The organism is Spirosoma profusum (assembly GCF_014699005.1).
Classification (GTDB): Bacteria; Bacteroidota; Bacteroidia; order Cytophagales; family Spirosomataceae; genus Spirosoma; species Spirosoma profusum.
The window spans coordinates 1-13700 of the sequence record NZ_JACWZY010000076.1; the positions used below are offsets into that span (position 1 = coordinate 1).

Consider the following 13700-nt stretch of genomic DNA (forward strand, 5'->3'; position numbering starts at 1 on the left):
GGCAATTTACCACCAAAGAGGCCCGAGTCAGGCTGCACAAGTTATACCCCACTACTTAGTCTTTAAGAAACACTAGCTATACTGTAAGTTCGTGCTATGAATTGGATCACTCGTGAACGACCCAAGATTGACCGCCTAGCTTGCCCGTGGCTCATTAAACGATTCATTGACCACGAGGCCACTATCATTTTTGTGCCGGAAGATCAGGTGCTCCGTCAAGCTCAAGCCCTGAATGCAACTCCTTTCGATGTGCCAAGTGTCGAATACACTCATTATGAGGATCGATGCACATTCGATTATTTTCTTCAAAAACATAATCTTACAGACTTAGCCTTACAAGCAATGGCTCCCATTGTTCGCGGTGCGGATACCGATAATCATGGGTTAGCGGCACAGTCGGCGGGGCTATGGGCCATTTCAGCAGGGCTTGCCTTTAATATTCAGGATGATCAACAATTGCTCAACCAGGGCATAATTCTCTATGATGCCCTATATAGTTGGGCTAAACATCTCCAAGCCGTCAAACATACTCAAAGCCCTACCGAACAGCTACTATTGGCGGTCTTACAAGCTTATCTTAAACCGACCGGCAAGCGAAATCCACCAATCTGGGTACATGAGTTAAAAGGCTTGATTCAGGATCAAATTGATACGAATCTTTCACTAAGCTTAAATGACTTATCAGAAAGTTTGGATGTCAATCCAGCCTACGTTTCGCGCACGTTTGCACGCTACTTCGATGACCTTTCCTTTGGCGAATACATCCGTAAACTCCGTATTGAGAAAGCCTTACAATTACTGGGAACAACCACTTATACGTTAACTGAAATTGCCTATCTAACGGGTTTCTCCGATCAAAGCCACTTTACCCGTATATTCAAAAAAACGATGGGCCAAAACCCTTCAGATTACCGAAAAAATAATCCCAAACGTAAAGCAGATACAAACAGGTAAAATGCGTTCTATTTTTAGGTCAAATCGTGGGCGTATCCTTGCAAAATGGATACACATTCGATGGAAAAACCTCACTGCGTTCTACTTGTCCGGCTACCTTTCAACGTAGTCTCCATTCGCTTCTATTTTACTTTGTTGCTGATTATAGCACAGTCGGTCAAGGTGTTTGCTCAGCTACCAGCATCACCACCAAGTGCACCTATATATCCGCGAATGGTTGGCTACCTGGGCGTGCTGCATCCACTCGTTACCTGGAATGACACAGGAACCGAAACCAATTTTGATCGCTATTATGCAGTTGGGTTTCCGATTGGATTGAATCTGTGGAAAACCAAACAACTTGGTTTCAGTGTGGAAGTAGTTCCGCTTGTCCGTGCTGAACATGGAACCAGTAAAGTAACCAACGTACTGTTTCATCCCGGTGTATTAGTAAACCTGGGTAAAGATTATACACTGGCCACCCGGTTGGCCTTTGAGACATCGGGACGCTATGGATTCACCCCCGTACTCAATAAAATTGTTCGAAAAGGTTCAACCAATAGTTATTTTGTCGCCGTACCACTACCGGTACGTTTTGGCAACGATCGTGGCGCTTCGTTCACGGTTGGTTTTCAATTTGGTATCGTCTTTTAATGCTCCAAGATGGAACCATCTCCTGTTTTGTATACCCAAACGGATCTGATACGTTATTTCCTGCGCTTAGGCACAGTTGGGTTCGGAGGACCGCCCGCTCTTGTCAGTGCGATGCACCGGGACTTGGTGATAGAACGCCAATGGATCTCGGAAGAGGACTACCGGGAAGGTATAGCCCTGGCGCAATTAGCACCTGGCCCATTAGCCGCTCAATTAGCCATTTATCTAGGTTACGTCCATCATGGGGTTGTGGGAGCCACCTTAGCTGGATTAGCCTTTGTGTTGCCCTCCTTTCTGATGGTGTTAGGGGTAAGTTGGACCTATGTCCGGTTTAATGGCTTGCCCTGGATGCAGGCTATTTTTTACGGAATTGGTGCTGCTGTGATTGGCATTATTGCTATCGGCACCTATAAACTGACCCTAAAAACGGTGAGTACAGATGCCTTAGGCTGGATTCTCTTTACGGTTTCGGCCTTGGCTACAGCCATTGTCGAACAGGAGTTAGTATGGTTGGTATTTTTGTCGGGTGGTATTTATTGGTTCATCAAGACAAAGGGACATATTCGCACTGAGGCAGGCAATAGTTATGCTCCCTTTTTGCTTCAGGTACTTTCATTGCCTTTCGATTCAATGCTGTGGAAACTGGCTTTCTTTTTTATGAAAGCAGGAGCTTTTGTTTTCGGCAGCGGATTGGCTATTGTGCCTTTTCTCTATGGTGGAGTCGTTAAAGAGTATGGCTGGCTAAGCGAACAAGAGTTTCTGGATGCGGTAGCAGTAGCTATGATTACGCCGGGTCCGGTGGTAATTACCGTTGCCTTTATTGGCTATTTAGTAGCGGGATTCTCAGGAGCCTGCATAGCAGCCTTAGCCACATTTCTACCCTGTTATTTGTTTACGGTACTGCCAGCACCTTATTTTAAACGTTGGGGGAAGCATCCAAGCGTAAAGGCCATCGTGGATGGTATTACCATAGCTGCTGTAGGAGCGATAGCCGGAGCCGTCGTTGTATTAGCACGACGGCAGTTGGTGGATTTACCCGCTATATTAATCGCCTTATCTACTCTTTGGCTACTCTACCGGTATAAAAAACTGTCCGAATTATATCTTATTGGTGGGGCTGCGATTCTTGGTTTGATGCTACGTTACATTACATAAGATCTAATTCTTATAAAGTGTAGATTTCGAACAGGAAGGACTCTGTTATTCATATCTAGTTAGGTGATTAGCCTTGGGCAACAGCTTAAGTCATCTTTCGAATGATTACTGCAATACAGACGAAACCAAGTTTGTTCGGCCTGGAAACAAGTCTCAATTTTAACATTGGTCAAGCCCAGTTATAACTTCTGCGTCACTTAATTCGACCTAACACCTTGTCTAAGTCGACAGCCGCAGTTAGATAATCGTACACAGCCTGGAGATAATTTGACTTTGCCTGGGTAAGCGAAAGTTCCGCATCTGTTAGTTCTAATCGGGAAGAAATACCCTGTTTCCAGCGGTCCCGGACGATCCGATACCCTAATTCGGCAACGGAAATCGTCTGTTGCTGGGTTTGGATACGTAGTCGGGCTTCCTGCACGTTTGCCAGGCTTATTTTCACCTGCGCCCGTACGATCTCCTTCAGATTGGCTAACTGCGTTTCGCTTTGCTGACGGGTTATATGCGCCTGTTGAATACGTGAATTCGTTCGAAAGCCAGTGAAAATCGGAACATTGAGTTGCAAGCCCAGGTATGAGCTTACTGGCCATTGGTAATCACCCAGTCGAAAATTATTGGCCTGTGACTGAGATTGTACCAGGCCAATCGCAGCTAGCTTCGGCTGCTTTTCAGCAGTCTGTAGCGCAATTTGCTCCCGGTTTAGTTGTTCAACTAATTCCACTCGACGCACGTCGGGCCGTGCCTGTATTGCATCGAGAAAAGCATCGGTACTTGGTGAGACGAATAAAGCATCGTCGTAACGTAGTGAATCCTGGAGTTCAATCCCTTCCCGCTCGTCCAATCCCACGGTACGTTTCAGCACCGTTTTCGTAATACCAATTCGGTTCGTCAACTGAATGAGCGTAGGCCGCAGGTTTTCGAGTGTTACGTAAGCACGTAACGTATCAACGCGTGAAGCTCGTCCTTGTGCCAGCAGTGAACGAGAATCTTTCAACGCCTGCTCATTTCGGGCGATACTCTGTTGATGCAACCGAAGCTGTTCCTGGGTGATCAGTACGTCCAGATACGCCTTCTTTACGTCGGTAACAACAGTTGCCCGAACATCCGCCAGCGCCTGATCCGTGGCTAGCCCATCAATCTGTGCCGCTTTAATACCTGAGCGAACGCTGGCCTGAAACAGCGGTTGGGATACCGCCACTCCACCTAAGAACGTATTAGAGCCTCCGACCCGGAACATAGCTAGCTGGTCCTCGCCTAGCCCGACAAAGCTACCGGGGAGGAACGAAACCTGTTTGTTGAAATAATACAGATACTGTGCCGAAGCGGCCACAGTTGGCAACCCATAGCCCCGGGCTTCCTGCACTTTTTGAGTTGCTTTCGAGGTTTCCAGTGTGGCTACCTGCAAGTCGCGATTTTTGTCGATTGCCAGTTTAACAGCATTTTCCATCGTCAGTTGGCGAACTTGAGCCTGCACCATCGTGCCAAGCAAGGGAAGAAGCGTCAGCAGTAAGCCGACGATATTAGGTAAGTATTTCATAATTGTATGATGAGGAAAGAAAATCACGCAACCAGTTCCAGCTCTTCGGCTTTTTTCTTGGGAACCCGTGAGAAATATGAATACACCGCTGGGATGATATAGAGCGTGAGCAAACCAGCGAACAGTAAGCCGCCGACAATAACCGTTCCGAGTGAGTTTCGACTGTTTACAGTCAGCGCGATTGGAATCGTACCGAAAATCATCGCGAGGCTGGTCATCAGAATGGGCCGGAATCGGGAGGCTGCTGCAACTTTGGCGGCTTCAAGTGTGCTCAACCCTTCTTCTTTTTGCTGGTTGGCAAACTCAACAATCAGGATACCGTTTTTCGTAATTAAACCAATGAGTGTAATGATCCCGATCTGGCTGAAAATATTCAGCGTCTGGCCAAACAACCACAGACTCAGCAGGGCACCGGTCATCGCCATTGGTACAGTCAACAGGATGATAAACGGATCAATCAAACTTTCAAACTGGGCAGCCAGCACCAGATAGATCAGTACCAGCGCGAACACGAATGCAAACAGCAAACTCGACGAACTTTCGGAATAGTCACGTGATTCCCCCGCCAGCGACGTTTTGATCGTTGGTGGCAAAACCAACTTGGCAATGCGGTTCATTTCTGCTACGCCATCGCCGATTGTGAAACCGGGGGCTAATCCCGCCGAAACGGTCGCCGAAATGGATTGATCGTACCGATAAATGGCTGCGGGGCTAATGCTTTCCTTGAACGAAACCAGATTATCCAGCGCCACAACGTCTCCCGTTCGGGTCCGCACAAACATCGCTTTCAAATCATACGGCGTATCGCGATCCTGTTTTTGCAACTGACCAATTACCTCGTACTGGCGGTCGTTATAGATAAAATAGCCGTACCGCTGACCACTCAACGCCAGTTGCAGGCTCCGGGCAATCTCAGCAACAGAGATACCCAACTCAGCCGCTTTGTCACGATTTATCTGAAGCACCAATTCTGGTTTATTGACCTTCAGATCCGAATCAGCAAATCGAAGAATCGGGCTTTTGCTCGCTTCGGCCATGAACTTCGGCAACACGGCGGTAATAGCTGCCAGATTCTGTCCCTGCAAGACGTACTGAACAGGCTGAGCTTGTCCGAATCGACTCCCGATGGTCGGCGGTTGCACCGGGAAAACCATGACGCCCCGAAAATTCTGGATGTTTCGGGCGTAGGTCGCAAAGACATCGGCCTGGGTCGTGTTACGTTGATCGGCTTTTTTGAGGAATGTATTCTGAATCGCTACGTTCACCGGAGCCGGTGGGCCAAACGTCAGGGCCAGAATCGAATACGTCTGGAACAACCCCGGCGTCGAATCGACCGAGAATTTGGCGATCTCATTCATATACTTCTCTGTATACTCATACGAAGACCCTTCCGGCGCAACAACGGCCAGACTGATCTGCGAACGGTCTTCCAGCGGGGCTAGCTCCGAAGGCAGTTGTTTGCCAATAAAATAGATGAGTCCGAACGTAACGATCAGGGTGGGGAAGGCAATCCAGCGGTAGCGCATGAACCCGGCCAGCGACCGTTCGTAGCCCCGATTCAACGCCAGGAAATAAGGTTCTGTCTTTCGATACAGCCAGTTGGGCTTGTCATGCCGTTTCAGTAGGTACGCGCTCATCATCGGCGACAGTGTCAGGGCCACAAACGCCGATACCAGCACTGAACCGGCTACAACTACCGCGAACTCCTGAAAAAGCTTTCCTGTAATACCTGGCAGGAACAGAATGGGCAGAAAAACGGCGGCTAACGTAATGGTAGTCGATATAACAGCAAAGTAGATTTCCGACGACCCTTTGAACGCAGCCTGCAACGGCGACATGCCTTCTTCCACTTTGGCGTAAATATTCTCCAGGACCACGATGGCATCATCGACTACCAGACCAATCGCCAGTACGAGTGCCAGCAACGTCAGGATATTGATCGAATAGCCAGCGATGTACATGATGAAGAAAGCCGACACAATGGACACCGGAATAGCCACAACTGGGATGATTGTCGACCGCCAGTCGCGCAGGAAAAGAAACAGAATCAGAATGACCAGCCCAAACGCAACGAATAGCGTTTCTTCCACTTCCGAAATGGAATCACGGATCGGCTCAGTAAAGTCTTTCCCGATGGTTAGCTCGTAGTCGGCGGGAATTTCTTTGCGCAGTTCCTTGAGTCGTGCGTAAAACTCATCGGCAATGGCAACGGCGTTCGCTCCCCGCTGGGGCTCAACAAATACACCGATTACCGGGGAGTTTCCCTTCAGGCTGTTCAGGATAGCTGTTCGTTCGTTCTCCGCCCCCAGCTCAGCGTAGCCAATATCCCGGAATCGAATAATACTGTTTCCTTCCTGCTTGACGATCATGTTGTTGAAATCGCCTTCTTTCGTCAATCGACCCAGCGTTCGAACCGTCAGTTCATTACGGTCGCCTTCAATCCGGCCCGAGGGCAAATCCACGTTTTCGTTACGTAGTGCCCGTTCAATGTCCGAAGGAGTGAGTTGATAAGCCGCTAACTTGGCTGGATCGATGCGTAGCCGCATGGCATATTTTTTCTCGCCGGCAATACCAACCCGTTTCACACCCGGAATGGTCTGCATTCGCTCTTTGATAACCGTAGAGGCAATGTTGCTTACTTCCAGAATGCTGCGGGTTTTGCTTTCCACCGCCATGAAAATGACAATGTCGCCACTGTTCGCTTTTTCTACGATGGGCGGATCAACGTCACCGGGCAGCAGTCGACGGGCTTTTGTTACCTTATCCCGCACGTCATTGGCGGCTGCTTCCAGATCCGCATTAAGGTTAAATTCAACCGTAATCACACTGGCTGCTTCCCGCGATACGGACGAGATAGTCCGAATGCCGTTGGCTTCCCCAATGGCCTCTTCCAGGGGTTTGGTAATCTGATAGGCGATTACGTCGGGACTGGCACCCGGATAGGTCGTGGTAATCGTAACGATTGGCGAATCCGTAACCGGGTATTCGCGAATACCGAGGTAGGTAAGCCCGACGAACCCAAAAAGTATAATCAATACAGAGAGTACCCCGGCCAGCACTGGCCGCTGAATACTAATTCCCGATAAACTCATGATGGCGTATTTTAAAACAAAGACAAGGTGAATTGCGCGGATAGAGCGTTATTCGATAGTAGATGTCGTCACCGGTACACCTGTGTCTAAACGTAGTAAATTGGTTGTCAAAACGGTATCGCCGATGGCCAGACCTTCCAGAATCTGTACGGTTCCTTTGGTTCGGTTTCCGGTTTTTACTTCCCGTCGCTCGGCTTTTCCGTTTTTAATTCTGAATAAGGAGTACCCTTTGGCATTAGGAATCAAGGCTTGCGTCGGTACCAGGATACCGTCTTGTGCTACGTGCAGGGCAAACGCAATCTTAGCCGAAGAACCAGGCACCAGTTTACCGCCTTTATTGTCGCTAATGGCCTTTACCAATAAGCTCCGGGTATTAGCTTCCATCTTTGGTTCAGTAGCTGTAACCTTCGCCAAAAACGGGCGGCTACTGTTTTCGGTCGTAAAATGAATGGCTTGACCCGGGCGAACCTCCGACGCGTATTTTTCGGGAATCGTGAAGGTCACCTCTACCCGACTAATATCATCAATTGAACTCAGTACTGTTGATGGTGTTACGTAAGCGCCAACATCGACGCGCTTCAGACCTAATTTACCCGCGAATGGTGCCCGAATCTCCGTTTTAACCAGGTCTACGTCAATCATGGCTATTTCAGCCTGTAATACGTTCAGGTTAGTCAGTACTTTATCATATTCCTGCTGATTGATCGCTTCCGTTGCCAATAGTTCTCGGAAGCGTTTTTCATCGAGTTTAGCCAACTTTTCCTGGAGCGCTATTTTGTGTTTTTTAGCGAGTAGATCGGCGTCGTCTAACTTGTAGAGCAACGTACCCTGGCTTACGTAGCTACCTTCCCGAGCATAAACCCGGACTAGCTTACGAGCCACTTCACTGACCAGATCGACCTCTTGATTGGCCTGAATAGTTCCGGTCGTTTGTAGTTCGTCGGTGATGGTTTCGCGTTTTACAACAAAAGCATCGGTAGCTACTTTGTTTTCGTTTGGTGATGTTGAAGACGAAAGCTTACTGCTGTTGGATGAGGTTGGTTTGTTAGAAAATAATTTTGGTGTGACAAAAAATAGGGCGATTGTTAAGACGATCAGGCCGGCAATCAGCGACTGCGTTCGAAAGTTGAGCGTTTTCATTTTTATCAAGTTATATTGTTTTATTGTTCTACGATTATCGAACTAATCTTGTTTTATGGTTGTCGAACAAGATGACCTTGCAGATGGTTTCTCAATTCTGAAAAAACTATTGAATTTTTTTAACTGGCCACATTGTTGTGTTGGCAAATACTGTAGCTACTTCATTAATCAGAAGCCTGATGAAGCAGTTGGCAGATGGCTTTAACTCATGAAACAGTACCAACATCCCACCGCTGACCAGATCACATTGACGGGTGTCCTCCACGCGCTTAGTGACCCCGTACGGTTAAATTATGTGCAATGTGTGGCTCAGGCTGCCTGCGAACAGTCTTGTGGCGCTATACCGACTCCAGTCGCCAAGTCGACCATGTCGCATCATATCCGGGTGTTGCGCGAGGCTGGGATTATTCATATACGACCGTATGGTACCCAAAGCCTGATTTCGCTACGTTCTGATGAACTGGAGCAGAAATTTCCGGGTGTTTTAAACTCAGTGCTGAAATCAGCTAAAAACATTGAGGTTACTGAGCAAGCGTAGCAAAATTTCTGGTTAAATGAATGATGGGTTGGCATTCTTTCTTTTTAAAGACACTGCCTGGTTAGGTTGCCAAAGCTAGACCGACGGCGACGCATAATCTGCTTCTCAACGATCGATATTCAAAATAAAGGATTGAGCCCGTCTTCTACTTCCTCAGCTCCCCTCCTCCGGGCCATTCGACGATTCGACTTTATTGCGCTGATTATCAATATAACCATCGGTGCAGGCATCTTAGGGCTTCCTGCAAAGGTGTATGCCTTGGTTGGAACCTGGAGTTTACTGGCTTATGGCATTAGTGCAATTGTCGTTACGCTCATCATTCTTTGCTTTGCTGAAGTGAGCAGCCGATTTAGCGGTACAGGTGGCCCCTATCTATACACACGGATGGCTTTTGGTCCACTTGTTGGCTTTGAAGTGGGTTGGTTGTTCTGGCTCTCCCGGATGGCGGCATTTGCCTCTATATGCAATCTATTCGTCAGCTACGCGGCCATTTTTCATCCACCACTGGCTGATGGATGGAAGCGTGCTACGTTAATCACGTTACTGGTTACTAGCCTAGCCAGCATTAACTACATTGGCGTAAAACAGTCAGCACGAGTAAATACTATATTTACACTTAGCAAGTTGCTGCTAATTGGCCTGTTTGCTTTTGGGGGGCTGTTTTTTATCGACTCAGCTGCGTTTAAATTCCCTGATCTGCCCGGCTATTCATCCTTTTCACAGGCCGTTTTACTCTTGATTTTCACGTTCTCCGGTTTCGACGTAGCGGCCATCCCGTCGGGAGAGGTGCAGCAGCCACAGCGGACGGTACCTCTATCGCTACTAGTGTCGATTGGTACCGTAGCGGTGTTATTTATGTCCGTACAGATCGTCTGCATTGGTACGTTACCCGATTTAGCCCATTCAGAGCGCCCATTGGCCGATGCGGCTGCACAATTTCTAGGGTCATCCGGTGCTGTTTCCGTTACGTTAGTAGCGCTACTTACGGCACTCGGTACGTTGCATGCGCTAATGCTGACTGGCCCCAGACTATTGTTTGCCATGGCCGAACAGCAACAGTTGCCGGGCTGGCTTGCCGCTACTCACCCTCGTTTTCGAACGCCCTATAGAGCAATAGTAATCACCGCTACGTTACAACTGGTACTCGCCCTGACGGGAACATTTCTGTATGCCCTAACCCTCAGTACGCTCATTCGTTTGACTTATTTTGCCTTAACCTGTGCTGCTTTACCCATACTTCGCCGGCGTACTGGAGCACCAGTGGCCCAATTTAACGTAGCAGGAGGTAGCCTGATTTCAGCAGCAGCGGTATTACTTTGCGGGTGGCTACTGAGCAACAGTTCGCTCCGTGAAGCGCGGGATGCTGCCATTGCCGGTGCTTTGGGACTGGTTATTTTTATAGTGTTGCGCCGACAACAGCGGACTGATTAACTAACGTATTAATCACTAGTTCAACCTATTTTCCTATACGAATCATGACTGCTGCCAAATCGAAAACAAATGGTTTTTACCCGTTGATACGTAGCGTTTTTCTAGTTGTGTTACTGTCAGGCATTTCTGGTAACGTAGCAGCCCAGGTAGCTGATACTATTCTGGTGCAAAATCACTATTATCCCAAACCGGGCAAGGAAGATGAGGTTTATAAATGGCGGCTTCATGCTTCCGAGGTACGTAGCAAACTGGGATTACCAAAAGGTCGGGTACTTAAAAAGCTGAACGGTACCGGAGGGCCATTCGTGATTTGGGAATGTGAATACCCTTCGCCGGAAGCCCGTCAGAAAGACGTAGCAGTTCTCGATCAATCGGAGGAGTTTAAGCAGGTTCAGGCCCACATGACTACGTTGCTGGATAAGTTCGAACGCTACGTCTTTAGCATTCATTGATTAACTAATTTACCGTTTCTATACTGTCTATTGGGACTTTTTGAGTTAGAGAAATCGTCGCGTAGCGACCTAATACTTGTAGCCAAATTGCTTCTTCTAAGCTCCGTCGCGTAGCGACCAAACCGATTATCGATTATTCGATTAGCGTAGTTTTGTTCGGTCGCTACGCGACGGGGATCTATTTAACAACATTCTACTTCTATAAACATTAGGTCACTACGCGACGATTTCTCTAATTTAAACAGCTACTTATAGTACATGCTTCATCAACCGATTGAACCAGTACCTGCCCGAACTACCGAACGTGTGTGTGAAGTTGCCTGGTTTTCCGACCTCTGCGGAGAGGATACTGAATTCCTAAGCATCCGCGATCCCGAACGTAGTACGTTTGCTCACTGCCGAAATATTGCCTTAACCGCTGATCGATTGGGATTCAGCAATCTGCTGCTACCAACCTCCTATATGACTGGTCAGGAGGTCATTCCCTTCGCGGCAGGTGTTGCGAACGACCTACGCCAAATCAGTTTGTTAACGGCTATTCGTTGTGGCGAAATGCATCCACCGATGCTGGCTCGAACATTGGCCTCGCTGGACCACATGTTAAAAGGGCGACTGACGATCAATATTATTAATTCTGATTTACCGGGCTACCGCGAAGAAGGGGTGTTACGTTATCAGCGTTGCGCCGAAACCATCCAGATTCTCAAACAAGCCTGGACCGAAGAGCGTATCGAGCATGATGGCCTGGTTTACGGTAAAATTTTCTTATCAACTGATCCCGTCAAACCTTATCAGCAGAACGGCGGCCCTCTGTTCTATTTTGGAGGGACTTCACCCGGCGCTCGGGATGTTTGTGCCCGCTACTGCGATGTTTTTCTGATGTGGCCCGAAACGGAAGAATTACTCTATGCCAACATGCAGGATGTTTCAGAGCGGGCAGCTCGCTACGGCCGGAAAGTTGATTTTGGGTTACGTATTCATGTCATCGTCCGCGAAACAGAAGCCGAAGCTCGTGCCTGGTCGCGCCACATTATGTCAAAGTTTGATCCGGTACGTGGAGCGGCCTTAAAAAATGCGTCGCAAAGTTCGTGGTCACTGGGCGTGCTACGTCAAAATGAACTCCGGGAACATGCTGATACGGAAGGATACGTAGAGCCCCTTCTGTGGACCGATATTGGCAAAACCCGGTCAGGAGCGGGTGGCGCTTTGGTGGGTAGTGCCGATCAAATCGTTGAAAAAATTAACCGCTACGTTGATATGGGCATGCGGGCTTTCATTTTCTCTGGTTATCCCCTGATCGAAGAAGCAGAATGGTTTGCCCGCTTAGTCCTTCCCCGATTACCCAATGCATCGCTGGCCCGATTGCAGGGACGCATTCCTGCTTAACCCTGTTTAATTCATGAACGTAACGTAGCAGTTGTTACGTCCGAAACTGGTGAGCCGTTTGAATCGCGGTCTGTAGATTCGCTAAGGGAATATCAGTACGTACCGTACAATTGGCACCCAGGATAAGTTTTGCTGGGGCATCCTGCAAAACTCGCTCCACTTCTTTCTTTACATCAGTGGGTGAACCAGTCGATAAAACGCCGTGCCGATCCAGGCCACCCATTACCGGACGTTTAAATAGATTGGTAGCCTGGGAAAGCGACAAGGGTTTACCTTCTGCTGCCAGCGGAACATTCACAATCTGGCCAGGGTAACCCTGAAAACGAGACCCGAATTCGGCATAAGCTCCTTCGTAGTCGCAAACGTGCAGAATATTGAACGGTGTAAGCTGGGCTACTTCCTTCTGAATCATCATATCAAAATTCTTGATTACCCGATTGAACTGGACCCGATCAGCTACGGCGCTTGCTTCTCCACCCTGCGAACAGGTATAGAAACCATCCACTCCAGCCCGTACAGCCGCTCGTACATAGTTCATAACCGAAAGCGTAACATTTTCCATACCCCGGCTTACCGCTTCGGGGTCTTCCTGTACGTGTTTGAGTAGCGTTTCTTTCGGAACGGCCTGTTTAGCCATTTGATACGGTGAATACATGGTTGGCAAGATCAATGCCTGCGATTTAGCGGCCTTAACCAACCCCTTGATAATATATAAACTGGGCTCAAACCACTCTTCTTTGAGAACCGGTATCTTGGCCCAATCGGCAGCCGTTTTCACGTCCAAAGCCTTTGGATAGCTTTGCTCAAACTGTATTTTCACGAAATCCATACCCGTTGCCCGAAAATAGTCGAGGTGGGCTTTAATAGCTGCATCTCCGGTACGTTGTTCAGCGGGGAAATGCAAAAAAAACCCGCCGGAATATACGAGCACCTGTAGCATTAGATCGCGCTTCGACGGAGCGGTTGTAACAGGCCGAGCAAAGCCTTTCGATACATGACCTATAGTAGTCGCTGCTAGTGCGGATAAACCGATAAACTCACGTCGGTCCAATAGTTTAATTTCTGGCTCTTTCATTTCGTTTTTAGATTAAGTACATAAAACAAATCACCCTCTGCTGCCTTAAGCCTGTCTATTTCGACGCCCAAATCTGGCTGACAACGGCCTGCGCTTTGCTGTTTTCCTCAGGCAGACCAATGGTTATTCGAATCCAGGTGTTGTATGGGGTAAATACTCGTCCAATCCGAATTCCGTTCTGATTGAACCGAGCCGCTACCTCCTCATACGGCTTATGTAAATCAATATAAATAGGACTTTCGCAGACAGATAAAAATGGTTAATTTTTGAGATGACAACAACTCGCGAGTTATACTGCCAGTACTTA

11 protein-coding genes are annotated in these 13700 nt (G+C 48.1%); 7 read left to right on the forward strand and 4 right to left on the reverse strand.

The window, feature by feature from the left end; genetic code table 11:
- The first annotated feature begins 96 nt into the window (after positions 1–96).
- From IC229_RS34935 to IC229_RS34945, 3 genes are read left to right on the forward strand one after another with little or no spacing between them, the layout of a single operon-like run.
- A complete protein-coding gene (locus IC229_RS34935) occupies positions 97–954 on the forward strand; it encodes a chromate resistance protein ChrB domain-containing protein (protein WP_190893648.1) in 858 nt (285 codons plus the stop codon).
- A gap of 45 nt (positions 955–999) precedes the next feature.
- The gene (locus IC229_RS34940) at positions 1000–1587 is read left to right on the forward strand and encodes a hypothetical protein (protein ID WP_223834403.1); all 588 of its coding nucleotides are present in this window, start codon (positions 1000–1002) and stop codon (positions 1585–1587) included.
- Positions 1588–1596: 9 nt separating this feature from the next.
- The gene (locus tag IC229_RS34945) at positions 1597–2742 is read left to right on the forward strand and encodes a chromate transporter (protein ID WP_190893650.1); all 1146 of its coding nucleotides are present in this window, start codon (positions 1597–1599) and stop codon (positions 2740–2742) included.
- 193 nt (positions 2743–2935) lie between these two features.
- Here IC229_RS34945 and IC229_RS34950 read toward each other — a convergent pair whose 3' ends face one another.
- Genes IC229_RS34950 through IC229_RS34960 form a run of 3 tightly spaced genes read right to left on the reverse strand, consistent with a single transcriptional unit; the run spans position 2936 to position 8511 of the window.
- Positions 2936–4279 (reverse strand): TolC family protein, encoded by a 1344-nt coding sequence (locus tag IC229_RS34950; RefSeq protein WP_190893652.1) that lies wholly within the window; start codon positions 4277–4279, stop codon positions 2936–2938.
- Between the two features lie 23 nt (positions 4280–4302).
- The gene (locus IC229_RS34955) at positions 4303–7371 is read right to left on the reverse strand and encodes an efflux RND transporter permease subunit (protein WP_190893654.1); all 3069 of its coding nucleotides are present in this window, start codon (positions 7369–7371) and stop codon (positions 4303–4305) included.
- 48 nt (positions 7372–7419) lie between these two features.
- Positions 7420–8511: an efflux RND transporter periplasmic adaptor subunit gene (locus IC229_RS34960; RefSeq protein ID WP_190893656.1), complete on the reverse strand. Its 1092-nt coding sequence runs from the start codon at positions 8509–8511 to the stop codon at positions 7420–7422.
- A gap of 208 nt (positions 8512–8719) precedes the next feature.
- Between IC229_RS34960 and IC229_RS34965 the strand changes: the two genes are divergently transcribed.
- The 4 genes from IC229_RS34965 to IC229_RS34980 all read left to right on the forward strand — a co-directional run bounded on the left by IC229_RS34965 (position 8720) and on the right by IC229_RS34980 (position 12318).
- On the forward strand, positions 8720–9049 hold the full coding sequence (locus IC229_RS34965; RefSeq protein ID WP_190893658.1) for an ArsR/SmtB family transcription factor: 330 nt from the start codon (positions 8720–8722) through the stop codon (positions 9047–9049).
- 132 nt (positions 9050–9181) lie between these two features.
- A complete protein-coding gene (locus IC229_RS34970) occupies positions 9182–10480 on the forward strand; it encodes an APC family permease (protein ID WP_190893659.1) in 1299 nt (432 codons plus the stop codon).
- A gap of 44 nt (positions 10481–10524) precedes the next feature.
- Positions 10525–10932: a hypothetical protein gene (locus tag IC229_RS34975; protein WP_190893661.1), complete on the forward strand. Its 408-nt coding sequence runs from the start codon at positions 10525–10527 to the stop codon at positions 10930–10932.
- A 258-nt stretch (positions 10933–11190) separates the two neighbouring features.
- Positions 11191–12318, forward strand: a complete 1128-nt coding sequence (locus IC229_RS34980; RefSeq protein ID WP_190893663.1) for an LLM class flavin-dependent oxidoreductase — start codon at positions 11191–11193, stop codon at positions 12316–12318.
- 34 nt (positions 12319–12352) lie between these two features.
- Here IC229_RS34980 and IC229_RS34985 read toward each other — a convergent pair whose 3' ends face one another.
- Positions 12353–13393 carry a uroporphyrinogen decarboxylase family protein gene (locus IC229_RS34985; protein WP_190893665.1) on the reverse strand — a complete coding sequence of 347 codons (1041 nt, stop codon included), beginning with the start codon at positions 13391–13393 and terminating at the stop codon, positions 12353–12355.
- Positions 13394–13700 lie beyond the last annotated feature (307 nt).

Coding starts and splice junctions, on each gene's coding strand:
- IC229_RS34965 (WP_190893658.1), top strand. CDS start 8,720: ATGAAACAGTACCAACATCCCACCGCTGACCAGATCACATTGACGGGT.
- IC229_RS34940 (WP_223834403.1), top strand. CDS start 1,000: ATGGATACACATTCGATGGAAAAACCTCACTGCGTTCTACTTGTCCGG.
- IC229_RS34975 (WP_190893661.1), top strand. CDS start 10,525: ATGACTGCTGCCAAATCGAAAACAAATGGTTTTTACCCGTTGATACGT.
- IC229_RS34950 (WP_190893652.1), bottom strand. CDS start 4,279: ATGAAATACTTACCTAATATCGTCGGCTTACTGCTGACGCTTCTTCCC.
- IC229_RS34955 (WP_190893654.1), bottom strand. CDS start 7,371: ATGAGTTTATCGGGAATTAGTATTCAGCGGCCAGTGCTGGCCGGGGTA.
- IC229_RS34945 (WP_190893650.1), top strand. CDS start 1,597: ATGGAACCATCTCCTGTTTTGTATACCCAAACGGATCTGATACGTTAT.
- IC229_RS34985 (WP_190893665.1), bottom strand. CDS start 13,393: ATGAAAGAGCCAGAAATTAAACTATTGGACCGACGTGAGTTTATCGGT.
- IC229_RS34960 (WP_190893656.1), bottom strand. CDS start 8,511: ATGAAAACGCTCAACTTTCGAACGCAGTCGCTGATTGCCGGCCTGATC.
- IC229_RS34980 (WP_190893663.1), top strand. CDS start 11,191: ATGCTTCATCAACCGATTGAACCAGTACCTGCCCGAACTACCGAACGT.
- IC229_RS34935 (WP_190893648.1), top strand. CDS start 97: ATGAATTGGATCACTCGTGAACGACCCAAGATTGACCGCCTAGCTTGC.